This is a genomic window from Alkalimonas amylolytica, assembly GCF_900107845.1.
Classification (GTDB): domain Bacteria; phylum Pseudomonadota; class Gammaproteobacteria; order Enterobacterales; family Alteromonadaceae; genus Alkalimonas; species Alkalimonas amylolytica.
The window spans coordinates 345,352-370,598 of sequence record NZ_FNRM01000003.1 but is presented as its reverse complement, the minus strand read 5'-3'; the positions used below and the strand labels follow the sequence as shown (position 1 = coordinate 370,598).

General features: G+C 53.3%; 23 protein-coding genes. 9 read left to right on the top strand and 14 right to left on the bottom strand.

Translation table 11 applies throughout. From position 1 onward, the window contains the following. The first annotated feature begins 94 nt into the window (after positions 1-94). The gene (locus BLW37_RS07945; RefSeq protein ID WP_091342042.1) at positions 95-895 is read left to right on the top strand and encodes an undecaprenyl-diphosphate phosphatase; all 801 of its coding nucleotides are present in this window, start codon (positions 95-97) and stop codon (positions 893-895) included. A 117-nt stretch (positions 896-1,012) separates the two neighbouring features. Here the strand turns inward: BLW37_RS07945 and mgtE are convergent, their stop codons facing one another. From mgtE to BLW37_RS07900, 9 genes are all read right to left on the bottom strand, one after another. Next, positions 1,013-2,368 carry a magnesium transporter gene (gene mgtE / locus BLW37_RS07940; RefSeq protein WP_091341645.1) on the bottom strand — a complete coding sequence of 452 codons (1,356 nt, stop codon included), beginning with the start codon at positions 2,366-2,368 and terminating at the stop codon, positions 1,013-1,015. A gap of 15 nt (positions 2,369-2,383) precedes the next feature. Further along, complete coding sequence (locus tag BLW37_RS07935; RefSeq protein ID WP_091341643.1) at positions 2,384-3,100, bottom strand: hypothetical protein; 717 nt, start codon at positions 3,098-3,100, stop codon at positions 2,384-2,386. Between the two features lie 407 nt (positions 3,101-3,507). Then, positions 3,508-4,542 (bottom strand): porin, encoded by a 1,035-nt coding sequence (locus tag BLW37_RS07930; RefSeq protein ID WP_091341641.1) that lies wholly within the window; start codon positions 4,540-4,542, stop codon positions 3,508-3,510. Between the two features lie 72 nt (positions 4,543-4,614). Continuing rightward, positions 4,615-5,769 (bottom strand): cation diffusion facilitator family transporter, encoded by a 1,155-nt coding sequence (locus BLW37_RS07925; protein ID WP_091341640.1) that lies wholly within the window; start codon positions 5,767-5,769, stop codon positions 4,615-4,617. After that, complete coding sequence (locus tag BLW37_RS07920; protein ID WP_091341638.1) at positions 5,766-6,023, bottom strand: hypothetical protein; 258 nt, start codon at positions 6,021-6,023, stop codon at positions 5,766-5,768. Before BLW37_RS07920 ends, BLW37_RS07925 begins: the two co-directional genes overlap by 4 nt. A gap of 18 nt (positions 6,024-6,041) precedes the next feature. After that, the gene (locus BLW37_RS07915) at positions 6,042-6,455 is read right to left on the bottom strand and encodes a DUF6691 family protein (RefSeq protein WP_091341637.1); all 414 of its coding nucleotides are present in this window, start codon (positions 6,453-6,455) and stop codon (positions 6,042-6,044) included. 11 nt (positions 6,456-6,466) lie between these two features. Then, entirely contained in the window at positions 6,467-6,868 is a 402-nt protein-coding gene (locus BLW37_RS07910; protein ID WP_091342040.1) for a YeeE/YedE family protein, read from the bottom strand. 9 nt (positions 6,869-6,877) lie between these two features. Beyond that, a complete protein-coding gene (locus tag BLW37_RS07905; RefSeq protein WP_091341635.1) occupies positions 6,878-7,279 on the bottom strand; it encodes a rhodanese-like domain-containing protein in 402 nt (133 codons plus the stop codon). Between the two features lie 15 nt (positions 7,280-7,294). Next, positions 7,295-8,044 carry a sulfite exporter TauE/SafE family protein gene (locus BLW37_RS07900; protein ID WP_091341633.1) on the bottom strand — a complete coding sequence of 250 codons (750 nt, stop codon included), beginning with the start codon at positions 8,042-8,044 and terminating at the stop codon, positions 7,295-7,297. Between the two features lie 110 nt (positions 8,045-8,154). Here BLW37_RS07900 and BLW37_RS07895 point away from each other — a divergent pair, with 110 nt between their 5' ends. Continuing rightward, on the top strand, positions 8,155-9,036 hold the full coding sequence (locus tag BLW37_RS07895; RefSeq protein WP_245785657.1) for an MBL fold metallo-hydrolase: 882 nt from the start codon (positions 8,155-8,157) through the stop codon (positions 9,034-9,036). A 78-nt stretch (positions 9,037-9,114) separates the two neighbouring features. On the opposite strand, the gene BLW37_RS07890 is transcribed toward BLW37_RS07895, so the two are convergent. The 5 genes from BLW37_RS07890 to BLW37_RS07870 form a co-directional block, all read right to left on the bottom strand. Beyond that, positions 9,115-9,438, bottom strand: coding sequence for a TraR/DksA family transcriptional regulator (locus BLW37_RS07890; RefSeq protein ID WP_091341632.1), 324 nt, complete (start codon positions 9,436-9,438; stop codon positions 9,115-9,117). A 68-nt stretch (positions 9,439-9,506) separates the two neighbouring features. After that, on the bottom strand, positions 9,507-10,739 hold the full coding sequence (locus tag BLW37_RS07885; protein ID WP_091341630.1) for an efflux RND transporter periplasmic adaptor subunit: 1,233 nt from the start codon (positions 10,737-10,739) through the stop codon (positions 9,507-9,509). A gap of 4 nt (positions 10,740-10,743) precedes the next feature. Continuing rightward, positions 10,744-13,098, bottom strand: coding sequence for an ABC transporter permease (locus BLW37_RS07880; RefSeq protein WP_091341628.1), 2,355 nt, complete (start codon positions 13,096-13,098; stop codon positions 10,744-10,746). After that, positions 13,098-13,823 carry an ABC transporter ATP-binding protein gene (locus BLW37_RS07875; protein WP_425426612.1) on the bottom strand — a complete coding sequence of 242 codons (726 nt, stop codon included), beginning with the start codon at positions 13,821-13,823 and terminating at the stop codon, positions 13,098-13,100. Before BLW37_RS07875 ends, BLW37_RS07880 begins: the two co-directional genes overlap by 1 nt. Positions 13,824-13,974: 151 nt before the next feature. Next, positions 13,975-16,770, bottom strand: a complete 2,796-nt coding sequence (locus BLW37_RS07870; protein WP_091341627.1) for a TonB-dependent receptor — start codon at positions 16,768-16,770, stop codon at positions 13,975-13,977. 316 nt (positions 16,771-17,086) lie between these two features. On the opposite strand from BLW37_RS07870, the gene agaR reads away from it, so the two are divergent. The 7 genes from agaR to BLW37_RS07835 all read left to right on the top strand — a co-directional run bounded on the left by agaR (position 17,087) and on the right by BLW37_RS07835 (position 25,227). Continuing rightward, positions 17,087-17,869: a transcriptional repressor AgaR gene (gene agaR, locus BLW37_RS07865; RefSeq protein ID WP_091341625.1), complete on the top strand. Its 783-nt coding sequence runs from the start codon at positions 17,087-17,089 to the stop codon at positions 17,867-17,869. Between the two features lie 13 nt (positions 17,870-17,882). Next, on the top strand, positions 17,883-19,253 hold the full coding sequence (locus BLW37_RS07860) for a Gfo/Idh/MocA family oxidoreductase (protein ID WP_091341623.1): 1,371 nt from the start codon (positions 17,883-17,885) through the stop codon (positions 19,251-19,253). Between the two features lie 78 nt (positions 19,254-19,331). Continuing rightward, a complete protein-coding gene (locus BLW37_RS07855) occupies positions 19,332-20,636 on the top strand; it encodes a D-tagatose-bisphosphate aldolase, class II, non-catalytic subunit (protein WP_091341622.1) in 1,305 nt (434 codons plus the stop codon). Then, positions 20,633-21,787: an SIS domain-containing protein gene (locus BLW37_RS07850; RefSeq protein WP_091341620.1), complete on the top strand. Its 1,155-nt coding sequence runs from the start codon at positions 20,633-20,635 to the stop codon at positions 21,785-21,787. The genes BLW37_RS07855 and BLW37_RS07850 overlap by 4 nt, the downstream gene beginning before the upstream one ends. After that, positions 21,787-22,704, top strand: coding sequence for an ROK family protein (locus BLW37_RS07845; protein WP_245785656.1), 918 nt, complete (start codon positions 21,787-21,789; stop codon positions 22,702-22,704). The genes BLW37_RS07850 and BLW37_RS07845 overlap by 1 nt, the downstream gene beginning before the upstream one ends. Next, on the top strand, positions 22,697-23,863 hold the full coding sequence (nagA, locus tag BLW37_RS07840) for an N-acetylglucosamine-6-phosphate deacetylase (protein WP_091341618.1): 1,167 nt from the start codon (positions 22,697-22,699) through the stop codon (positions 23,861-23,863). Before BLW37_RS07845 ends, nagA begins: the two co-directional genes overlap by 8 nt. Continuing rightward, the gene (locus BLW37_RS07835; protein ID WP_245785655.1) at positions 23,860-25,227 is read left to right on the top strand and encodes a sugar MFS transporter; all 1,368 of its coding nucleotides are present in this window, start codon (positions 23,860-23,862) and stop codon (positions 25,225-25,227) included. The genes nagA and BLW37_RS07835 overlap by 4 nt, the downstream gene beginning before the upstream one ends. Positions 25,228-25,247 lie beyond the last annotated feature (20 nt).

Below are 25,247 nucleotides of genomic sequence, written 5' to 3'. Positions count from 1 at the left end.
ATCCTGCTACACCGCGCAAGTAAGCTTAACCGTGGCTGTATAATTGTGAGCCATAAGAGCAATGTCTTTTTTCTTTCAACTGGAGTATATAAGTTTGTCTACTATAGAAGTGATTATCCTGGCAATAATTCAGGGCATTACCGAGTTTTTACCAATTTCCTCATCAGCACACTTAATTCTGCCCTCGGCGGTGCTGGGCTGGCAGGATCAGGGCATTGCCTTTGATGTGGCCGTGCATGTTGGCACTTTATTAGCGGTAATGCTGTATTTTAGGCAAGATATTGGGCATTTGACGGTAGGCTGGTTAAATTCCTGCAGTGGCCAGCAGAGCACCTATGGCACCTTGGCCTGGATGGTGATTGCGGCCACTATTCCGGCAGGTCTTGCGGGGTTAATTTTTGCGGAAATGATTGAAACTTTATTGCGCTCGCCCTGGGTTATTGCTATTACCACGCTGATTTTTGGTAGCTTACTGTGGTACGCCGATAGCACCGCTAAGCAGCATACTGTGATGGAGCAAATTGGCTGGCGTCAGGTGCTGATCATTGGCGTGGCGCAAGCAATTTCGTTGATCCCTGGTACCTCACGTTCAGGTATCACTATGACCGCGGGGTTAATGCTGGGGTTAGACAGAGCCAGCGCTGCCCGCTTTTCGTTTTTACTGTCGATCCCGATTATCGTGTTAATAGGCGGCTATCAAACAAGTAAGCTACTTAAAAACCCAGAGATTTATGATTTTTACAGCCTCGGTTTAGGCCTAGTGTTAGCCTTTTTCAGTGCGCTGATCTGTATTCATTTCTTCCTGAAAATTATCAGCCGCATGGGCATGCTGCCCTTTGTGATTTACCGCTTGATATTGGGTGTCGCGCTATTAATCTTCCTGACTTTTTATTAATGGAAATTAACCCTGCGTACTGGTACTCCAGTACGCTTGAGTGATAAACGATAAGATTAAGCGCCGCAGCCGGGAACTACCAGCAGTCTGGTGGTTCCCGGTGATGGTTTGATGAAGCTAGCCTGTTACCGGTAAATCTAGCAACCAGGTGGCCATGCCGAAGTAGATCAGTACGCCACAGGCATCGGCAATCGAGGTGATTAACGGTGCACTGGCAGCGGCCGGGTCCAGCTTAAAGCGGCTGAGTATAAAAGGCAGTGACATACCAATAACACTCCCTATAATAACCACTAGTTGCATGGTTAACGCCACCACTAACGCAATTTCAGGCCCGCCTCGCCAGATACCCAACACTGACACCGCAGCAGCCATGGTCAGGCCCAGTAAGCCGGCAACGATAAATTCGCGACCCAACATGCTAGCCCAGTCTTTTAACACTATTTCGCCGGTAGCCAGCGCGCGCACCATTAAGGTGGCTGACTGCGAACCAGCATTACCGCCACTGTCTACCAGCAGGGGTAAGAAAAAGACCAAAGCGACGTAGGCGGCAATGGTATCTTCAAAGTAGGCAATACCAGCACCAGAAAAGATATTGCCAAACACCAGCAGCACCAGCCAAAACACCCGCTTTTGATAGAGCATTTTTACGCTGGCATCTTTAATGCTGCCTAAAACCTGACCAACGGCACCGGTTTTATGAAAATCCTGATCGGCTTCTTCTGATGCCACGTCCATTGCATCATCATAGGTCACAATCCCTACCAGCTTGTCGCCGCCGTTTATCACAGGTAACGCCAGCAAGTCATACTTGGAAATCAGTTGAGCAGCGATTTCCCGCGGGGCGTCAGCGCTAACAAAAATTGGCTCACGTTGCATAAAGTCACAGATTAACTGCTCAGGTTCTGCCATGATCAGTTGGCGTAACGACACTGTCCCCAGCAAACGTCTGTCAGCATCAACAATGTAAGCCTGATAAATGGTTTCTTTATCGGGTGCGACTTTTCGTAAGCGAGCAATGCCCTGTGCCGCAGTCAGTTGCTGATCCAGCAATGCATAATCAGACGTCATCACCGAACCGGTTTTGTCTTCATCAAAGGATGCCAGCCGTCGAATATCTTCGCGCTCAGCCTGCGCCAGGCCAGGTAATACTTTGGCTTGATCCTCTTCGGATAACACATTAAATAAATCAGCCCGCTCATCCGGCGACATGTGTAAAAACAGCTCTGACACAGCCTGATTATCCAGTGCCCGCACAATATCGGCTTCTTTATCTTTGTCAATATACCCAAAAAGCTCTGCTCGAGCCGCGGCCGGAGTCAGTGCCAGCAACAAACAAACCTGCTCCAGTTCAAAGGCGCCCAGTACAGCGCCGATATCTGCCGGGTGACACTGCTGCAATAGCTGCTGCATCTCAAGCCGGTCTTTACTTAAGGCAATAGTTTTCAGCGTGAAAATTAAGTCTTGTCCATTCATCTGCTAAGTCTCCTATCAGAAAATGTTGAAATACAGCACTGCACCTGCCGAAATAAAGTCTTCGCGGCCTTGGCGGTGCAGGCGGTTGCCATAGCTTGCATCCAGTTGCAAACGGCCTGGTAACACTTCCTGTAAATAGCCAAGCTGATAGAGCGGGCGGCCAGCCTGCTCGCGGTACAGCTCAACAAACAGCCACTGGTTAGCAGCAAGCTCGCGTTGTAGCGCTATACCGGCAGTCCAGTCATTGCTTTGCTGGTAGCGTTGCATATATCCTGCATTCAGATGCAGTAACCAGGCGTCGTCCTGCCAGCTTTGGGTGAGTGCCAGATTAAGTTGTATGTCACCATGTTGCTGCGAACCCGCCGCAAACTGATAAGCCAGCTGAGCGGTAACACCAAAGCTGTTAGCCATTAATGGTTTAAGTTCTGTTTTTGCAGCCAGTTGATATAGCTGGGGTTCACCGCTGGCGGTGCGCGCCACGCCTAAACCCCATTCCACCCCTGCCAGCTGGCAAGCCGGTGCCAGCCATAAGCTGTTACCGCTACGCTCACGTTGCCACCAGCTTTCCAGCTGGCACTGATCAACAATAGTGGCGTCGTCGGTTAACATTGGGCGGCCAGCCTGGGCTTGCAGGCTAACAAGGCAAAAACCTAGCATCAGCGCAGCGAACACTAACGATTTGGATGGGGCTAAGGTTGCATCACGCAAAGCAGCATGCTTTAAAAGTATCATGTGCCTGTTCCTCTTCAGTTAGCGCGAAGTGGCCACCAGAGTGAATCAATATGTCAGGCAAGGGCTTGTTGCGGCAAAAAATACAAAACAAAGATCAGCGCCATTGCAGGGGTAAGTCAGCAAAGCAGATATAATTTTGTATTGGGTAAGGCAGAGAAAGGAAATTGATTACCATCACTACCCTGTCATCGACAGAGCAGTACACCACAGTGACTACACTATCAGACGTTTATTTGCGCAACAGGCCTTGGCCTACTACCAGATTGTTCGCCCACAGTGGGTCCTCGCGGTGGTTGTAATTGCGCTGCATTGTAAAGCGAAAAGCCAGCTTGTCAAGCTGGACAAGGATAACTTCACTAAACTGTCATGGTACCAGCGGCTGTGTTTTACCCTGTATGCTGGTTTATTCACAGGCCAAAATTGGCCGAGAAGTTGTAAATAACCCCAACCGACAAGGCCCATGGATCCTGGCTGGGTTCAATGGTTAACGATTTGCCATGACCGCCGCCGGCAGAGACGTTAAAGCTGGCATTTTGCTGGTTATTGGTCATGGCTGCTGCGCCATACAAGGTCAGGTTGCGGCCAAAGCGGCGATCCACGCCAAGCGACACCATGGTGGCACCGCTGTCATCGGCATCGGCAGAGCCGGCATGGTACAACTGGCCTTTAACGCTGTACGCATCGTTGATGCGGTAAGCCGCGCCCACACCGTAGGCGCTGCGATCACCGCCACTGAAGCTTTCACTTTGTTGCCAGAACGCCGTCAGACGCCATTGTTCGGTTAAACGATAACTGGCACCGGCCCGAATGCCGCTGAGAGCCGGGTTATCCAGGCGGTTGCGGCGCTCGTAGGCCAGCATCACCATCAGCTCTTTGTTGTCAAAAGTGACCGAGCCACTATACGCATCGTCTTTGTTATCGGTGGTGCTTCCGGTGCGATCATTGGATGAATAATGCAGATCCAGTGTGATGTTTTGCATGGCCGGGGTTTGATAGTGCAGGCCATTGCGAAAACGCCGGTCTAAATCGACACCGCCACCGCGCACGATGTTGCGGGCATCCCCGACCTGATCGCCAAATAAGTCGGTGCGGCTGCGAACATTTTTCAGTGGGGTATCAAAAAAGCCGGCCCGTACCAGGCCAAAATCGCCTTGCAAGCCTAAAAAGCTGTTGCGCGAGGCCCAGTCGCCACTGCCTTCATCGAGGCGGATCAGGCTTTCAATTTGCAGTAGCACTTTTAGGTTGTCCTGCACCTGGTGCGAGCCGCGAATGCCAAAACGGCTGGCATTGCTGGAAATATTCAGGCCACTGTCGTTGCCATTGTCCAGTTGATCAACCGACAGGTGTGCCCGGCCGTAGATGCCAAACTCGTTGGCGCTGGTGGTGGTAGCTAACAAAGCAATGCCTGTGGCAAGAGCTTGAACTAAGCGCTTTGTTGTCATCGTGATTTATCCGTCATAATTTTGCCATAATGGTAGTTGGCATAGACGAAAAATAAAAGGAAAAACAGCTGGCTAGTCTGATTTTTCCTGGTAAAAATGAATGTGCAGTTGCTTGCTCTGCGGCCAGATTTGTTGCAATTGATGCTGCAGTTGTTTTGTGCCGATTTCGGCTAATTTTGTTTGCGCTTTGGGGCTGAGCAAAATATCGATCCGCACCGGTTGCTGGCAGTAGAGAAAAAATTCAGCATCGGTCGCTTCGAGTTGATAGCTTTGCAGCAGGGTTTCCATCGCTTGCTGCATAGCCGGGCGAAGAGAGCTGCTTGCCTGCTGCTCTGGCAGCGAGCTGGCGGGGCTGTTGATGTGTACCAGGATATCGCCGATTTCAGCAAACTGTTGCTTCAGCTGTTGTTTGACCTGATGCCCAAGCCAGTGGGCTTCAGAGGCGCTAAGCCGAGGCGCAACTTCCAGTTTTAGCTCCAGCAGCACCTTACCGCCACTGGTGCGGCTACGTAGAGCATTGATGGCGTGGATCCCGTCCGTTTGCAAAATCAGCTGACGGTAGCTTTGTTGCTGTTGCTCAGGGATAGCGGTATCGATTAGCTCTGCCAGGCTACGTTTTAGCAGTTGCACACTGATCAACCCAATCAGTACAGCAACCAATAGGGCTGCCACCGCATCCAACCACCAGATCCCCAGCATGGCACCACCAGCTCCCATCAGCACCACAATGGAAGAAAACGCATCGCTGCGGCTGTGCCAGGCATTGGCGCTGAGTAAATCGGACCCCATAGCCCGGGCTGCTTTGATGGTGTACCAGTAGAGGCCTTCTTTGACCAACCAGGACAAGGCAGCAACCAGCAGCACTGGCCAGGTCGGGACGGTGTTGCCCTGGCCTTGTAGCAAGGTGAGACTGTTTTGCCATAGCAGGCCCAGGGCGACTGCCAGCAGCATCAGACCCAGCAGGACAGTGCCTAAGGTTTCTATGCGCCTATGACCGAAAGGGTGGTTTTGATCCGCGGCTTTACCACCCAGTCGTATGCTGATCAGTACCACGGCATCGGTGGCCAGATCGGATAACGAATGAATGCCATCGGCTACCAGAGCAGCAGAGTGGCCAACGATACCCGTCATAATTTTTAGCAGGCCCAGCAGCAGATCCGCTACCGAGCCAATTAAGGTGACTTTGGTGGCATCAGCACTGCTGGCACTGTGCTGATGTGTACTCATTGACGAACCAGATGCTCTTCAGGCGAGAGGCTACTCAGTATTTGGTGCATGTTTTGCCCCTGCAACGGATGTTGCTCACCATGGCGGATGAGCCGACGTTCGACACCAGCTGAAGCTTGAACCCGGACATCATGCAGTTGACCACGTTTTTCACTCAGCTTGCTTGGTATTAACAAAGCATAGCGCTCGCTAACAGGAATGGCCAGCCTGGGTTCGCCTACAGCAACGTCATCTGTCGAATAGCCAGGTTTCATTGCCTGAAGGAGCAAAACTTAGTGTGGCAGAGGCCACTTTCTAGCCAGGTACCAGCCTGCGATCATGGCTATGACAAAACCAAGGGTGCCGATGCTACCAGCACTAAGGGCACTAATCGCCGGCCCGGGGCAATATCCTGCCAAGCCCCAACCCAAGCCAAAAATCGCAGCTCCGATTAACAGTGGTTTGTCTGGTTTGGTTAACAGCGGCAGCTCAAACTTTTCTGCCAGAATGGGCGCTGCTTTCTGGCGTATCAGCCTGAAACCGATGCTGTAGACGGCCAGTGCAGCGGCCATCACCAGAGCTAAGCTGGGATCCCAGTTACCGGTCAGATCTAAAAAGGCCACTACTTTAGCCGGGTCAATCATTTTAGAGACTGCAATGCCGACGGACATTAAAAAACCAGCTAAAAAAGCAATCAGTAGGTGCATAACTATCTCCGTTAAAACAGGCTGGCAACAAAGACGCCGACTGCCATAAATACCAGCGTGGCCAGGATGGAGCGTGTTGAAAACCGACCGATCCCGCAAACACCATGACCGGACGTGCAACCACTGCCCCAGGCCGTGCCAAGGCCGACCAGCAAGCCGGCAACCACGGTTCGTAGGGTGAATTCAGGCGTACTGAAGCTAAAGTCACTAAGCAACAGACCGACGGCTACAGGCCCAATCAATAAGCCAGCAACAAAGGCCAGCCGCCAGCTGCGCCCTTCACGCTCAAAGATAGCCCGGCTGCTAATGCCGGAAATGCCAGCAATTTTCCCAAGGGCAGCCATCAGTAATAAGGCGCCCAAGCCAATAAAGCTGCCACCAATCAGAGCGGATAGCGGGGTAAAGTTTTCCATCATGCCCTCTTATTTTACCACAGGTAGTTGTGCGTCAAACCAGCCCTGCATACCGGGTGCTACGGAATACACGTCGGAAAAACCCATGCGTTGCAGTGACTCAGTTGCCAGTGCCGAGCGTGCGCCAGAGCGGCAAATTAAATACAGGGGCTCGGCAGCGAGTTGAGCCAAAGCGACATCAGGGGCACAGCCGCTGGCCGCTACCGCAGGATGATTGGCCAGCTGCATTTCCAGCACCCCTCTGGGATAATTCACGGCGCCGGCGATATGGCCCTGAGCAAACTCAGCCGGCTCACGCACGTCAATCAGCCTTGGCTCAGGATGGGTGTTCAAGTAGTTTGAAAGCTGCTCAAGATCCACTTCTTTAATGGCAGCTTTCGCTTCTGCTACCAACTGTTGAGATGTTTTCATGGGTGTCTCCATTGTTCAGATAACGGATTGAGTGACAACAACGACGGCCATTATGGCTAGAAATACCGCAAAACCACGTTGCAACTTTTCTTTGGGCAAACGGCGGCCAATCCAGGCACCTAAGTAACTGCCAGCAATACCGGCCACAACCATAAGACCAATGACGGTCCAGTCAAAACTTAACCCCTGACTGGTAAAAACCACATAGTATTTGGCAAAGCCAACAAAGGATTTTAAGGCGATCACCACCAGACTGGTTGCCACGCCAATCACGATAGGCAAACCGCCCATCAGTACCAGTGCTGGCACGATGAGAAAGCCACCACCAACGCCAACGAAGCCGGTGACTGCCCCGACAACCAAACCATCGGCCAGTACTTTGGCCTTGTTAAAGGCTAACTGATTGGCGGTATCTTTTAATTTAGTGCGCCACATAAAGACAGCGGCAACCACCATCAATAGCGCAAATGCCAATAACTGCCAACGGCTGTCTACCAAGGTGCCTGCCCAGGCACCCAGATAGGTTCCAAACATGCCCGGGATACCAAACCAAAAGACATGACGCCAGCTGATTAGTCGCTTAAAACCATTGTGAAAAGAGCCAAAAGCACTGATGGCTGCGACGATAAGCAATGATGAAGCAATGGCTAACTCTGCCGGCATGCCCAACAGGTACAATAGCACCGGGACGGTCAGAATTGAGCCGCCTGAGCCAAATAAACCAAGACTAAGACCTATAATTAGTGCGCCTAAAAGTGCTAACATAACTTATATATTCCAAAAAAGAATATGCATATAACCGAATTGCATTTTAAACTGTGCTCAGCTATGATGCAATCACTATTTAGTGAAATCTAATTTAAAAAGGTGCCCCGATGACCACGCAACAGCAGCCGATGCACATTGAGATGTTTTTTGATAACGATAGCAGTACTTTCAGCTATTTGCTGGTGGATAAGAGCAGTAACATGGCGGCGTTGATTGATCCTGTGCTGGATTACGATGCCGCTGCCGGTATGGTGGATACCCGCAGTGCCGATCAGATATTGGCTTACCTGAATCAGCATGAGCTAAAGCTGCAATGGATTTTAGAAACCCATGCCCATGCCGATCATTTATCCGCTGCCCATTACCTGCGGCAAAAAACCGGTGCCCGGGTGGGCATTGGTGAAGGCATTCGCAAGGTGCAGCAGACCTTTAAGGTGGTGTTTAATATCGGTGACGAAGAGCTGACCGCCAAGGGGGAGTGCTTCGATCATCTGTTTCATGACGGCGAGACTTTCCAGATTGGCGCTCTGACCGGACGGGTCATCAATACACCGGGGCACACCAACGACAGCGTCAGTTATCTGATAGCCGGTCACCTTTTTGTTGGTGACTCCTTGTTTATGCCGGATGCAGGCACGGCACGCTGTGATTTTCCGGGCGGTGATGCGGCTGTGCTCTATCAGTCCATTCAGCGGCTGTACCAATTGCCGGATGACACCCCGATGTACATGTGCCATGACTACCAGCCCAATGGCCGTGAACTGCGTTACAAAACCACGGTGGGGGAGCAAAAACAGCAAAATATTCATGTTGCGGCAAAAACTGAGCAGCAGGACTTTGTGCAAAAGCGCATGGCGCGTGATGCGACCCTGGCTGTACCGCGGCTGATTTACCCTTCGGTGCAGGTCAATATCCGTGCTGGAAAGTTGCCAACTGCGGAGAGTAATGGTACCGCTTATATCAAGATCCCACTCAAAGGAGCCTTGTAGCCTGGCTGATCGCCTAAGCAATGCCCGCCCTGAAAGCGGACGCTAGCTCAGTGCATGGATGCCGTATCTGGATAGAAACTAACTAGTTTGGTTGGCGCACTTGATGCAAAGCGTGGTGTAGGGAATCGCGTTAAGTCGTTCGATGGCAATGACATCCTGGCAAACCGAGCAATGGTCGTAGTTGCCTTGCTCCATACGGGCTAAAGCACGATTGATGTGTTGTAGCTCCTGCTCAGCTTTAAGTTCCAGTGCAGTGAGTACGTCATCATTCTCCCGCTCTTGCGCCTGCTCGGCTAAATCGGAGCTTCGGCCCTGGCGAAAATCGTGCTCGATGGCGGCAATTTGCCGTTCCAGCTTCATTTTGCGTTGCAGTAACTCTTGTTTTAGCTTTTGCAATGGCATCGCGCGCTCCTTTGGTTATTTTCATTTAGGAGTGTAGCGCATTTTTTGCGCAGCTTACTTGATCTGTCTCAACGACGGCGCGAGTACTGAATTCGATCACCTGATTGCAAACTGGCTGGCGGATGGGTGATCACCAGCTCGCCGGATTGAAGGCCGGACTCCAGCTGCGTCACTAGTCCGCTGCGACGGCCAATCTCCACAAATCGCAACTCTGCTTTGCCGTTTTTAGCGACAAATACCGCCCAGCCTGGTTGGTCATTCGTCTGTCCGGCATCTTGGCGTTGCTCACGGAATAATGCACTGGTGGGCAGGCTGAGCACATCATCGCCTTGCCAGAGCACAAAGCGGGCTTCGACCCGGTAGCCTTCCCCCAATTGCTGCCAAAGTTCAGGGTTCGACTCAATGCTTACCAGCACCGGCACCCGTTGCTCATCCACCCCCAGCGCCGATACCCGGGTAAACCCGGCTGGTTCTACCCGCCGGACCAGTCCCTGCAAAGTTGTATCACCACCCCAGCGCTCCAGATGCACCGTCATGCCGGGGCGCACCTGGACGGCGTCGGCCGATAGTAAATCAACCTGCACCTCCAATTGATGCAAGTCGCCCAGTGTCAGCACCGGAGCTCCGGCCATAATGACGCCTTCGCAGCAGCGGTGACGCTGCAGCACCAGGCCACTGACCGGTGCCAATACCTGCAAAATACGCGCATCACCACTGCGACTGCCATCGGTAATGGCCAGCAGGGCGCGGGCGTTCTCCACCTCGTAGCGGGCGACATCAATGGCTGCCCGGGCAACGCGTTCGGCCGCCTGGGCGCGCTGCCACTCGTGGCGTAGCCGCTCCAGTTGAGTGGCTGAAATCACGCCTTGCTGTTGCAGGCCCTGATGACGCTGGTACTCCTGCTCCGTGTAGCGGCGCTCCTGCTCGCTGCTGTCAAAACTGGCTTCAGCGGCCAGCAGCCTGGCTTTGGCGGCCGACAGCTGTTCCCGGGCCTGCTCCAGGCTGCGCGCATCCAGCGCTGGTGTTGGTGCAGGCTCCAGGGTTAGCAGGGCCTGGCCGGCCTGGACCGCATCGCCCGGCTCCAGCTCCACCCGGTGCAGGTAGCCGTCTATCGGCGCCGAAATGGTGTAGGTATCGCGCAGCCGGGTTCTGCCTTCATCGGCAATGGTTTCGGCAAAATAGCCAGCTTGTATCTCGCTGACCGACACCTGCACAGCAGCAGGCCGCAGTGCCAGCAACAGCGCCAGCAGCACTGTTGCGGTCAGCAGGAACAAAAACCAGTGTTTGGTTCGGATGATCATGAGGTTACTCCGTTTTTAAAGCTGAAATCATATCCAGTTGCTGAAAACGCCTGAGCATCAGGCTGAGCGACAAAGCGGTGGCCAGCAGTACCCCGAGCGCAGCCAGCGCAAAGCTGGACGGCTCCAGTACAAAAGGTAAGCGAAACAGATCCATGGTCAGTGCCTGTTGCAACGACCAGGCAAAGCCGGTACCCAGCAACCAGCCCAAAGGGATCGCCAGCAGGGTCAGCAGCAGCACTTCACCGGCCAGCACCCAGCCGACCTGATAACGCTCAAAGCCCAGTACCCGCAAGGTTGCCAACTCGCGCGAGCGCTCAGCCAGGGCAATGCGGGCATTGTTGTAGATCACCGCAAAGGTGATGGATATAGCCATCAGCAGCAGGATAGTCATCATCCCCAGCAGGGTATCGGCAATGTAATTCCTCAGCTGCTGCTCAATATCGGCCATCTGGCTGATGCCGGCGATAGCGGGGCGCTGCTGCAGCCGTTGTTGGAGCTCAGTGCGCTTGAGCGGATCGGTCAGTAACCAGACGCCGGAAATGGCAGGGCCTTCCCGCAATAAGCGGTTTAAAGCTCTGCGCTCCATGTAGCCACTGACGCCAACCGGTTCATCCACCACCGCCGCCAAAGGCAGCTCCACCAAGCGGTTGGCTCCTTCCATTAGCTCTGCCTGCACCATATCGCCGGGTTTGACCCCAAGGTAATCGGCCAGATAGCGGGTTAACACCAGGCCTTCTGCGGGCAGTTCAATGGGTATCAATTCCTGGTCCAGCAATCGCCTGAGTTGAGGTCTGGCTTCCAGCCCTTGCAGCACAGTGCGATAGGAGGTGCGTTGGTAGTGCAACCGCACCGGCACCATGCGAAAGGCTTCGGCGGCCAGCACACCGGGCTCTGCCCGAATTTCGGCCAGTACCCGCTCCGGGCTGGCTTCGCTTAGCATCAGCTGGGTGTCCATTTGCAGGATGTGGCGGTACTGAATATCCAGCAAGGCATTGAGGGCATGAAACTGAAAACTGCCGACCAACAGCAAGGCTGAGGACAGCGCTATCCCCAACACCGACAGCAGGCTACGGCCGGGGTAACGCAGCAGGTTGCGTAGAATGATCCGGTTCAGTTGGCCCAACCAGGGACGCAGTACCATCTTTTCTGCCAGGCCGCGCTGAAATTGCGGAGGTACCGCCGGGCGCATCGCTGCAGCAGGTTGTAGCCTGGCGACCTGGCGCAGGATGCTGAAAACACCGACCATGGCGGCCAGCAAAGCCACCAGCAAGGCCAGGGCCAGATGACGCAGTTGCACCCGCAATTCCATAGCGGGAAAATGAAAGTAAGCGGCATAAAGCTCTGCCAGGCCGGTTGCCGTCCAAAGCCCAAGGCCAACGCCTGCCACCACTCCGATCACCACAATCACGCAGGCCAGTTGCAGGTAATGCAGCAGCAAGGCGCCATGGCTGTAGCCGAAGGCTTTTAGCACCGCAATTTGCTGCAACTGATTGCGCACCAGCCGGCCAATCAGCACATTGAGCAGGAACGCAGCTACACCAAGAAACAACAGTGGCAGCACCCAGGCCATTACGCTTAGCTGCTCCAATTCTTCGGTTAAAAAGCGATGCGAGGCTTGCTCGGCCCTGAGGTAGCTGCCCCGGCTGCCATAGGGGGCCAGCAGCAGATCCAGCGCATCCAGCACCGGCAGTGGATTGACACCGCGCTGCAGGCTAACACTCAAATGATTGAACGCGCCATCCATCTGAAAGGCATGGGCCAGCGCTTGCCTTGGCATCCATAACACGCCAAAGCGCTGGTAGTCGGGCAGCAAGTCGGCCGGACCAAGCTGGTAAATAAATTCAGGCGATAGCACGATGGCGCTAATTTGCAGGCGCTGCAAGCGGCCCTGGATCACCGCCGTGAGCTGATCGCCGGGTTCCAATTGATGCGCGTTGGCAAAGGGTTCGGTGATAGCAACTTCATTGGCCTCAGCAGGGAAGTGCCCGCGCAGCAACACCAGTTGATTTAGCCGGGGCAAGCCCTGCTCCGGCAGCGACAGCATCAGCCCACGAATAGGATCGTCAAAACCGACCACTTCCAGCCGCACCGGGGCCCGGACTGAGCTTTGCACCTGTTGTACGCCGGGCAGCAGTTGCAATTGTGGGATCAAGTGCTCTGGTGCTCTGGTTAGATCGACAAAAACATCGCCAAAATGGGCCTGCTGATAAAAGCGCTGTTGCGCCCGTTCCAGCATATCCAGCGTAGTGACAGCCAGAAACAGCACCATGACACCGGCCCCTATCACAGCAGCGATGGCCAGGATCTGACCTTTCATCGCCAGCAGATCGCGCCAGAGTTTGCGTTGCAAGGCCTGCATTACCAGCTTAGCTCCGAGGCTGATTTGGGATTGGGGTTGTGCTGAATATCGACGATTTGACCGTCTTTTAAGCGAATGACCCGATCAGCCATGGCGGCAATGGCTTCGTTATGGGTAATCACCAGGGTGGTGGTGCCCAATTGTTGGTTGATCTGATGCAACACCGCCATCACCTTGCTGCCGGTTTTGGAATCCAGCGCGCCTGTGGGCTCGTCGCACAGCAGCACCCGTGGTTTTTTGGCAATGGCACGGGCAATCGCCACCCGCTGTTGTTCACCGCCGGACAATTGTGACGGGAAGTGACTGCTGCGCTCGTTCAGATCCACCATCGCCAGCGCCTCGTGCGGCGACATCGGGCTGGGACTGATGTCTGTGACCAGAGCAACATTTTCCAGTGCGGTCAAACTGGGGATCAGGTTGTAAAACTGAAACACAAAGCCGACCTGTTCGCGACGATAGCGGGTGAGCGCCTTGTCATCAGCCTGGCTTAACACCGTATCGCCATAACGCAGCTCACCTGAGCTGGCCGTATCCAGCCCGCCCAGAATATTGAGTAAGGTCGATTTACCAGAGCCGGAGGCGCCTAACAGCACCACGAACTCACCGCGATACAGCTCCAGATCGACCCCACGCAGTGCCTGGATCAGCACATCTCCCATCTGGTAATGACGGGTTAGCTGATGGGCAGAAAAAACAGGTTCTTGGCTCTTGGTTGTTGCAGGCACCGCATGTCCTTATGAAAAAGCAATAGCTTAGTATGGCACAGCCTGATGCGAAGAGGCTTGATCTACAGCAAGCTGGATGGTCTTGTATTTACTGAATAAAAAAGGGCGCAGCAGCTGCGCCCAACGGGAGTGTTCCTAAACAGAGCCTTCTTTAGAAATAAGCCCGGATCCCTAACGAAAGCTGGGTGCCAAAACGCTCCAGATAAGCGACCTGATCGTCACGATCGATGTAATGCCAGGCGCGGTTGTTGGTCATGTTGGAGGCTTCGGCAAACACCGTTACCTTGTCGTTAATGTCGTAGCTCAGGCTGGCATCCAATTGGCCATAAGCGGCGTGCCAGGCTGGGCCACCCCAGGCATCGGGGTTGAGCAGGTATTTGCTGCGCCAGTTATAGGCTAGTCGTGCTTGCAGGCCATACTGCTCGTAGTAAAGCACGGCATTGTAGGAGTTTTTCGACATGCCCTGGAAAGGCAGACTGGCTGCTTTTAACGCTGGATCGTCGTAGTTGCTGTCGACATAGGTGTAATTAAGTAAGAAACCCAAACCATCGAAAGGCGCTGGCAAAAAATCTGCAAAGGATTGCTGCCAGGCCAGTTCATAGCCACGTACTGAAGCACCGTAATCACCACTGACCGGCTCATAGATAAAATATTCAATGCCCTCTACCACACCAGGTTTGCCTTCAGAGCTGATAAAGGACAGGATATCTTTGTAGAAAATACCCAGGTTTAAAGCACTGGCCTCGGCAAAGAACCAACCCAGCACCAGATCGGCCTGGCGTGCCCGCTCGGGTGGGACACTGGCATTGCCACGACTTAAGACCGGTAAACCTTGTTCTCGACTGGTGAAGTTTGGTGCTGCCCAGGGACGAAGGTAACCCAGACTTGGCCGACTTAGCACTTCGGCAGCAGAGGCCCGTAGTTGCAGCTCATCATTGAGCTGCATCCGGAAATTCATGCTGGGTAGGATATTGGTATAGCTACCGCTGTAGCCGACATCAACGACTTCATCCTGCCAATCATTATTGATGGGTTGACCTGTATCCGGGTTTAACTCAATCAGACCAAAGTCATAGCCAAACCCAGTGGCGTCGACGCTGGTGCGACTGGCTCGTACACCGAGGTTAAGGACATAAGGCATCTCGGCCAGTTCACTTTCAAAATCCGCCTGCAGATAGGCAGAAGTCACGGCCTCTGTCACTTTGTAGCTGTCTTGTGGCACCACACTGGCAACGATGCCGGCATTGGCAGCATCGGCATTGATGGTACGGTAGTAATCGACCAGATCATCGTAATCAAAGCTAGGCCATGGATTGGGCGTGATGCTGTTTTCACCTTTTAGGAAGTTGTCAAAATTGGCCGGGCGAAACACCGAGGATGGAATGGCAAACAGCTCAAAGGCACCCCGTTGAAATACCGTGCTGTCATCAAATTCGTAACCGTCCTGCGCTAAAAAGAAGCCACCGCGACTAAACTGGCTGGGATTTCTGGAGCGATAGCCACTTTGTTGTTTCGATTGTCGCAGGTAACTCAGACCAGCATCCAGCCGGGTTAGCAGACTGCCAAAAGGTTGATACTGGCTTATGAGCTTTAGATCGGTGACGGTATCTTTGACCCCGGTGCCAGAACTTAAACTGTAATGGGCACCGTACTGCTGATCGGCCGTCAAGCCAGGCTCAATAGCCACATCGGGCAGCATATTGCCGGTGCTGTAATCTATATCGATGGCATCGACAAAACCGCGGGCCACAATAAAACGATTGTCGCCGTTGTTTTTGTTGCGGGCTTCCGAATAGGCGGCATCGGCTTCCAGTGTCCATTCATCATTCAGGTAATAACGGGCATTGCTACCCAGCTGCCAGGTATCGCTCCGTCGTGGTGTGGTGCGGTTGAGTAGCTCCACCATGGTTTCAGGGCCGGTTTGACGGATTTTATTCACCCGGCCAAGTTCGTCAAAGCCAGGTTCAATGAAGATCGGGGTGCTAGGGGTCCAAGGTTCGTCGTAATTGACAAAGCCAATTTCATAGAAGCTACCATCGGTGGTGTAACGGGAATAAAGACCATCCAGATTCAGATCCAGTCGATCACTCGGCTGCCACTGCAAGGCCAGAGAGCTGCCAATACGGGTACGGACATCCTGGGCGTTGGCAAAGTACATGTACATGGGAATTTTGGATGGGAAGCGCTCGTCATCATCAATCACGCCATCGTTGTTGATATCGACATTCAAAAGTGCCTCGTCTTCATCCGGAAAGCCTGAAGCCCGATAGGTATCTGCCCGGAGTGTTTTACGCGAATACACCAGAGAAAATAAAGCACCCAGGCGGTTATCGGCCGTTTTATCGCCAAGGATAAAAGAAGCATGGGGATGAATATCACCCGAGCGGGATTCATGAATGCCTTTTACCGAAGCTGCCATGGTACGGCCATCGAGTGCCAGCGGTCTGCGGGTTTCAATATCAATAACGGCGCCAATGCCACCATCAATCAACCTGGCTTCCGGCGATTTGTACACGCTAAGCACATTGACCAGCTCGGAGGCGATGGTATCGAAGTTAAAATCCCGGCCAGCAAATTCTGACGCCAGCTTGCGGCCATTCAGGGTGGTGGTGTTGTAATTACCACTTAACCCACGCACCGAAATGTTCTGGCCTTCGCCACTGTTGCGGGTGATGGTGATACCTGGAATGCGTTGCAAGGCTTCCGCTAAGTTTTCATCCGGAAACTTACCAATATCATCCGCTACCACTACATCAATCACGCTGGTGGCGTGTTGTTTTAAAAATTGCGATTCGGTAATACTGCCGCGAATGCCACTGACCTGAATGCGCTCGATGTCTTCTTCGGCATCTGTCTGTTGTTCTGCCAGCGCAAAGGGTGCCTGCATGCTGAAAAGGCTGGCAAGAGCCAGTACCAGTGGCCTAGGTGTGAATCTGAGCTGTTTCATAAGTTCCCCTGTGATCTCATTGTATTGTTTGATGTGCGCTCTTGCCTTGAAAACTGCCTGCTTCAGGTTTAAATCGCAAGATATCGAAAGCTGATTTGTTTTCGATTGCCTTTTTATAGCTTTTTTTTTGTACTTTGATCAATAGTGAAAGTAAAAAAAAATAGTGCTTGCTTTTTAAGTTTTGGGCTGGTAAATCTATACAGCGTTGGCTGTAGCGGGGCTTCTACCGGAACTTTTGCGAAAACTTCGTAAGCATTTGAAAGTATCAACCGGAGTGTTATCTTAAGGTTGGATTTGAACTGAGAGCATGGTTGATATGACTGGATTAAATACGATTGAACGGCAGCAGCACATTGTGAGGCTAACGCAGGAGCAGGGCAAAGTATCGGTCAAGGCGTTGTCCGAACGTTTCGAAGTGTCAGAAGTGACCATACGAAATGATCTGAGCGTGCTGGACAGAAAAAAATTGCTGGTGCGTTCGCGTGGTGGCGCCATGGTCAACTCCCAACTCAGCCGGGAGTTGTCACTGAAGGAAAAAAGCCACCATCGTCAGGCTTTGAAGCAGCAACTGGGTAAAGAGGCTGCCTTATTGGTTGGTGATAACGAGCAAATTTTATTGGACTCCGGCACCACCACCCAGGAAGTGGCCGCCAACCTGGTTGAGCGGAAAAATCTGGTGGTGATGACCAATGGCCTGAATATCGCGCTGGAGCTGGCGCAAGCAGACGAAGTTCAGGTGATGTTGACAGGCGGTGTGCTGCGTAAGAAATCGATGTCCTTTTATGGGCATCTGGCTGAGAAGAGTTTGCAGGATTTTCATTTCAACAAGTTAATCCTGGGTGTTGATGGCTTTGATTTAAAAACAGGGCTGGCAACACACTTTGAAAAAGAGGCGGTGCTGAATCGCATTATGTGCGAAATCGCCAGTGAAATTATCGTGGTGACCGATTCATCCAAATTCAATGCCCGGGCATTTCATCGCATTTGCCCAATTCAGCGGATCCATACCCTGGTTACCGATGACGGCATTCCGGATGAGTACGTGCAGGCATTAGAACGACAGGGTGTGCGCTTACACCTGGTCAAACAAAATAAATAACAGGAGTATGGCAATGTCCAAACTGAATCGTCGATCGTTTTTAAAGGCCACCATGGCCACAGCCGCCCTCGGAGCCATGACCGCCTGCACCAGCAGTCAGGCTAGTGGTGCTTATACCCCGGCTGCTAAAGGCAAAAGCGTGATGGGCCTGGTAGCCCCTAAAATGAACACGGTTCGGGTTGGCTTAATTGGGGTTGGTGAGCGCGGCGTTGGCTTTGTGCGGCATTTTTGTCATATCGATGGTGCTGTGGTGACTGCGGTATGCGATACCGATCCTGTGGTGCTGGAGCGGGCAGCAAATATTGTTACCTCGTTGGGAGGGGAAAAGCCAGCCATGTACGGTGAACATCCTTATGCCTATCGGGATATGCTGGCGCGGGATGATATTGATATTGTGATTATTTCTACGCCCTGGGAATGGCACCATCCGATGGCCAAAGACACTATGTTAGCCGGCAAGCATGCCTTTGTCGAAGTACCACTGGCCCTGACGGTGGCTGAAATGTGGGATCTGGTCGATACCGCTGAGAAAACCCAGCTTAACTGCATGATGATGGAGAATGTCAATTACGGCCGGGATGAGCTGATGGTGCTAAATATGGTGCGTCAGGGGCTCTTTGGCGAGTTATTGCATGGCGAAGCGGCTTACATTCATGAGCTGCGCTGGCAAATGAAGCAGATGGACCGCAAAACCGGCTCCTGGCGTACCCATTACCATACGACGCACAACGGCAACCTCTATCCTACCCATGGTCTTGGCCCTGTGTCGCAGTATATGAATATTAATCGTGGCGATCGTTTCGATTACATGACTTCGATGAGCTCACCGGCGCTTGGCCGGGCCGCTTATGCCAAACGTGAATTTCCGGCGAATCATCCTCGCAATCAGCTGAACTTTATTCATGGTGATATGAATACCAGCATCATCAAGACGGTTAAAGGCCGGACCATTATGGTACAGCACGATACTACCACGCCCATGCCATACAGCCGCCACAATCTGATCCAGGGCACCAATGGTGTTTTTGCCGGCTTTCCAAATCGTATTGCGCTGGAAAAGGGCGGACGGCTTGATTTTCATCACTGGGATTATGAGATGGAACACTGGTACCAACAATACGAGCACCCACTGTGGACCCGAATGGGCAAAGAAGCGGAAAAACAGGGGGGCCATGGTGGCATGGATTTCCTGATGTGCTGGCGCATGATCTACTGTCTGCGCAATGGCGAGCCTTTGGATCAGGATGTGTACGATGGTGCAGCCTGGTCGGTGATTTTGCCACTGTCGGTGGCATCGGTGGCCGATCGCGGCAACTCAAAAGATATCCCGGACTTTACCCGTGGTGCCTGGCAAACCGGCAAACCACTTGGCATTGTCAGCTAGCAGACGCCATTTCTAATCGCACGCTTATGCCCTTTAGCCGGGGTCTTGCCCCGGTTTTTTCAGACGTTTGAGGATCGCATGCACGCATTGCACTCCATTTTTGCTGCCAATAAAGCTGGCAGCCAGCAAGGTATTTACTCCGTTTGCTCCGCCCATCCGCTGGTACTAAAAGCGGCTTTGCTTCAGGCGAAGCAGGATCAGAGTCGGTTACTTATTGAAGCCACCGCCAATCAGGTGAATCAGTTTGGCGGTTACACCGGCATGATGCCGGCCGATTTTATTGCCTTTGTAAAGCAATTGGCGACAGAGGTTGGCTTCACCCCTGAACAACTGGTGTTTGGTGGTGATCATTTAGGACCGGTCTGCTGGCAGGATTTGCCAGCGGCTGAGGCGATGCTTCAGGCAGAAGCGCTGATTGCCGCTTTTGTCGCTGCGGGTTTTTCCAAAATTCACCTGGATACCAGCATGCGCTGCGCCGATGACCCGGCTGTGCTGTCGGATCAACTGATAGCCAGCCGGGCGGCGCGTTTGTGTCAGGTTGCTGAAGAAAGTGCGGCCAGAGCCGGGCTGACCGGCACCCTGAGTTATGTGATTGGGACTGAAGTGCCACCACCTGGTGGCGTATCCGAAATGGAGCAGGGCATAGTGCCCACCTCGGTTGACAGTGTGCAGGCGACTCTGGCGGCGCACAGGCAGGCATTTATCAATCAGGGGCTAACGGCAGAGGTCTGGTCACGGGTGATTGCCGTGGTGGTGCAACCCGGCGTGGAGTTTGATAACACCAGGGTGCATGCCTTTGATGCTGAAAAAACCAAAGCCTTGACGGCTTTTATTGCTGCTGAACCTGGCCTGGTGTTTGAAGCCCACTCCACCGATTACCAAACTGAAGCGACCTATCATGCCCTGGTTCGGGGGCACTTTGCTATTTTAAAAGTTGGGCCTCAGCTGACTTTTGCACTGCGTGAAGCGTTATTTGCGCTGGCCCAACTGGAGCAGCAACTGTTACCGGCTTCCGACTGTTCACAGTTGCAGGAAAAATGCCTTGAGTTAATGCAGGCTAAGCCAGGGTACTGGCACAAATTCTATCAGGCAGAAGGTGCGAAGCTGTTGGAGTTACAGTTTTACAGCTACAGCGATCGCATTCGTTATTACTGGCCTGAGCCTGTGTTGCAACAGGCCCAGTCCAGGTTATTCGACAATATCCGGCAGCTGGCGGTCAGCCAGCCGGTACTGCATCAGTTCTTACCGCAGCATGCGCTGCCAGAATCCACCGGCGATCTGGTGGCCGATCCTGAGCAACTGGTGATCCGTCATATACAATTAGTACTGGCACGTTATGCCGGTGCCTGTGGGATGCGCGGCAAACAGGAGCAATCTTCATGACAACGGCTTTGAAGCACGATGCGGGTTTCACCCTGGGGTTATCGCAGGCTGAGTTACGTCAGGCCGGAGCCCTGGCTACCGCGAAAGAAATTAGTCAGCAGCCAGTATTATGGCGCACTCTGCTTGATGGCTTCGAACAGGAAACCGCGGGCTTGTTACCCTGGCTTAATACGGTACTGCAGCAGCCCGGGCTTCGCGTGATCCTGACCGGTGCCGGTACCTCTGCTTATATCGGCCAGGCATTGGCCGCTTATTTGCAACAGCAGCTGGGAAGCCAGGTACAGGTGCTGACACTGCCAACGACCGATTTGGTCAGTCATCCACAGCTGTATCTGGCAGGGGATCAGCCGGTGTTGCTGGTGTCTTACGGTCGCTCGGGCAACAGCCCGGAAAGTGTTGCCGCCGCAACGATTGTGCGTCAGTTACATCCTGACAGCCATCATCTGGTGCTGAGCTGCAATGCCGATGGCAAGCTAGCCAAAATGGCCGCCGAAGATACCACTACGCAGCTTTGGTTAATGCCAGCTGAGGCCAATGATCAGAGCTTTGCTATGACCAGCAGTTACAGCTGCATGTTGTTTGCCACCATGCTGTTGTTTGGCGCAGACAAGACGCAGGCAAGCCGGATGATTGCATTAAGCCAGCACCTTTTAGAGCACAGTGTGCCCCGTTTAAAAAGCCTGTCGGCGCACAGCTGCGAACGCATCGTTTTTCTGGGCTCAGGCCCTTTGCAGGCAGTGGCCAGAGAGCTGGCACTGAAGTATCTGGAGCTGACAGCGGGCAAAATACCAAGCTTTTACGAAACAGCTCTTGGCTTTCGGCATGGCCCGAAATCTTTGGTTAATCAGGCGACTCAGATTGTGCTGCTGGATGCACTTAGCCCATACAGTCGTCGCTACGATATGGATATGCAGCACGAGTTGTGTCAGGACCAGCAGGCGCTGTCGGTGCAGCTGTGCTCAGAGTTACTGAATACAGACTTACTGCCGGATGACGACAGCTGGCTGAGCTTTCCTTATGCGTTATGCGGTCAGTTGTTGGCATTTTTCAAAGCCATTGAACTTGGAATATCGCCAGATAACCCGTGCCCAGCCGGCTTGGTCAATCGGGTCGTGCAGGGCGTAACCATTTATCCACTTTTAGAGCGGTAATGGTGATGAAACTTTGTTATGGCCTGGATATAGGTGGCACCAAGATGGAATTGGCCATTTTTGACCAGCAGATGCAGCTACAACAAGAATGGCGGCTGGCGACGCCAACCAGAGACTATGCCGATTTTTTGCAGCAAATTTGCCAGCAAATCACCAAAGCCGATCAGTTCAGTGGGCAGCTGGGACAGCTTGGTATTGCGCTGCCTGGCATTCAGGATGGAACCGGCCGGGTCATTTCAAGCAATGTACCTTGTTTAAACGGTCAGCAGGTTGCTGCTGACTTGCAACAGCAGCTGCAACGCCCCGTGGCTATTGGCAATGATTGCCGCTGCTTTGTGCTGTCTGAAGCTGTGCTCGGCGCAGGTCGCGGTTTTGACCGGGTGCTGGGTGTGATTCTGGGCACGGGCTGTGGCGGTGGTTTTTATGCCGATGGCTCAATGCAGCAAGGTGCCCAGCAGTTGGTGGGGGAGTTTGGCCATCAAAGTCTGGCTGCCCGGGTGATTCAGCAGTATCAGCTGCCTCTTTATCCGTGTGGCTGTGGCCTCACCGGCTGTGCCGAGACCTATGTCTCCGGGCGCGGGTTGGAGCGGTTGTATCAGCACTTCGCCGGCGAGCCAAAGAGCACCTATCAATGGCTGGAAGATTACCGTGCCGGGGAGCCAGCAGCGGTCGATACCTTTGTCGCCTACACGGATGCGCTTGGCTCAGTGTTGGCGGCTCAGGTACTGGCCTACGATCCAGATGTGCTGGTACTCGGAGGCGGCTTGTCCGATATTGCGGAAATAGTGGCGGCGGCGCAGGCGACTCAGGCACATCTGTTTGCCGGTGTCCGGGTGCCGCCAATCAAGGTGGCTGAAGGCGGTGCGGCAAGCGGTAAACGTGGCGCGGCTTTATTAGGAGCAAAGCTCAATGACTAATTCATTTCAAATTATAGCGCCAAAAGTCCTGACCGCAACGGGCTGGCTTTACCACGCCTGTGTCAGCATTGAGCATGACCGTATTACCAGCATAGGGCAAGCCCCTGATCCTGCTCTGCCACTGCTTACCTTGGAAGAAGGTAGTCTGGTGCCCGGGTTGATTGATGTGCAGGTGAATGGTGGGGGTGGTGTTCTGTTTAATCAGGCACCTGATCGCCAGGCGCTTCGTACCATGCTTAAAGCCCATGCTCAGTTTGGTACCACGGCCATGTTACCGACTGTGATTACCGACTGCATTGCTGTGATGCGCCAGGCAGCCAATACCATCGCCATAGCCATTGCCGAGCAAGAGCCAGGCGTGCTGGGCATTCACTTTGAAGGGCCGCACCTGTCACTGGCGAAAAAGGGAGTGCATCCACCTGCTCATATACGCTCGCTGACCGATGCCGAGTGGCAGCTGTACCGCCGCAAAGATCTGGGTATCAAAGTGGTCACGCTGGCACCAGAAACAGTCGCTCCTGAGCTAATAGCGGAGCTGGTAGCGGAAGATGTGCACGTGTGCCTGGGGCACTCCAATGCCGACAGTGCCACGGTGCAAGCGGCACTGAACGCAGGCGCTACAGGTTTTACCCATCTGTTCAATGGCATGTCACCACTGACCTCGCGCGAACCAGGCATGGTGGGCACTGCCCTGACCGACAGAAGCAGCTGGTGCGGTATGATTTTAGATGGTCATCATCTGCATCCGCTGGCGGCCTTACTGGCCTATCAGGCTAAACCCAAAGGCAAGTTAATGCTGGTAACCGATGCGATGTCGCCGGTAGGTACCGAGCAGCAGCAGTTTGACTTTTTTAGCGGCAAGGTGGTGCGCGATGGCAGTCGTTTGACCGACTTATCCGGCTCTTTGGCGGGCTCGGTGCTGGATATGATCAGCGCCGTTCAGCAGGCCAGTCAGCAGCTGGGCATCAGTTTTGCCGAGGCGCTGGCGATGGCTTCGGCTTATCCGGCTGATTTTCTGGGTTGTGCCGACCGGCTGGGGCGTCTGGCTCCAGGTAAACAGGCCGATTTGGTCTGGCTAGACGACTCACAACAGGTCCGGCAAAGCTGGGTCGCCGGTCGGCCATTTTATGTTCATCCTCAATCGAAGGTAGCGTTATGACGACAGAATTCAGGCAACAAAGCAGCTTCTTTCCGATGCTGTTGATTGGCATTTTGTTCTTTGTGTTTGGTTTTGTCACCTGGCTGAACGGTGCCTTGATCCCCTTCTTAAAAATTGTCTGTGAGTTAAACGAGTTTCAGGCGCTGCTGGTGGCTTTTGCCTTTTACATTGCTTATGTGGTGATGGCGTTGCCGATGTCCACCTTGTTAACCCGCTTTGGCTATCGCAACGGCATGACCATTGGTCTGGGCATTATGGTAGCTGGCTCCTTGATGTTTATTCCGGCGGCGCAAAGTGCGCACTATGCTTTCTTTTTGCTGGCGCTTTTTGTACTTGGCACTGGCCTTACCATTTTGCAGACCGCTGCCAACCCCTACATTGTTTGCATTGGGCCGCGTGAAAGTGCCGCCATGCGCATCAGCATTATGGGCATTGTGAATAAAGGAGCGGGCTTTATTGTGCCTCTGATCTTTGCCGCCTGGATCCTGACTGGCATGGATCAATTCAGCGAGGAGGCATTGGCGCTGCTTAGTCCACAGCAGCAAGCTGAGCAGCTGCAGGCTTTATCCAATCGCTTGGTGGTACCTTACCTGTACATGACGGCCGCTTTACTGGGGTTGATGGCTTTTGTGTACTTTTCACGTTTGCCAGAGCCGGATTTATTCGAGCCGGAGCCCGCGGTGGATGCCGTCACCACCCTGGTGGCAGAAACCGAGCACGCGACGGATGCGGCAGACAAAAACGATTCGGACTGGCGGGCTATCTGGCGCCATCCGCGGCTGGTGCTGGGCTTTATCGCCCTGTTCTTTTATGTTGGTGTCGAAGTGATTGCCGGTGACAGCATTGGGCTGTACGGACAAGGACTTGGCGTGACACACTTTGGCATTCTTACATCCTACACCATGGCTTTTATGGTTGTAGGCTATCTGCTGGGGGTGTTGCTGATACCTCGTTATTTGTCTCAATCCACTGCGTTGGTTGGCTCGGCGTTGGCTGGGATCCTGTTTAGTTTTGCCATTTTGTTCAGTTCGACTGAGAGCTCCGTTTTATCAGCCTGGACCCTGGGTTTGGCGGGGATTCCAGAGGTGCCAGACTCAGTGCTCTTTGTCGCACTGCTCGGCTTTGCCAATGCACTGGTGTGGCCAGCGGTCTGGCCACTGGCACTGCAGGGGTTGGGTCGTTTAACGGCGACAGGTTCTGCTTTATTGATTATGGGGATTGCCGGTGGTGCTTTATTGCCTTTGGTATATGGCTATCTTGCCCATAGCAGTGGCAACAGCCAGTCGGCTTACTGGATGCTGATCCCCTGCTATGCTTTTATCCTGTTTTATGCACTGAAAGGTCATAAAATAAGGAGTTGGTAATAAACCATTGAGCTAAAAGC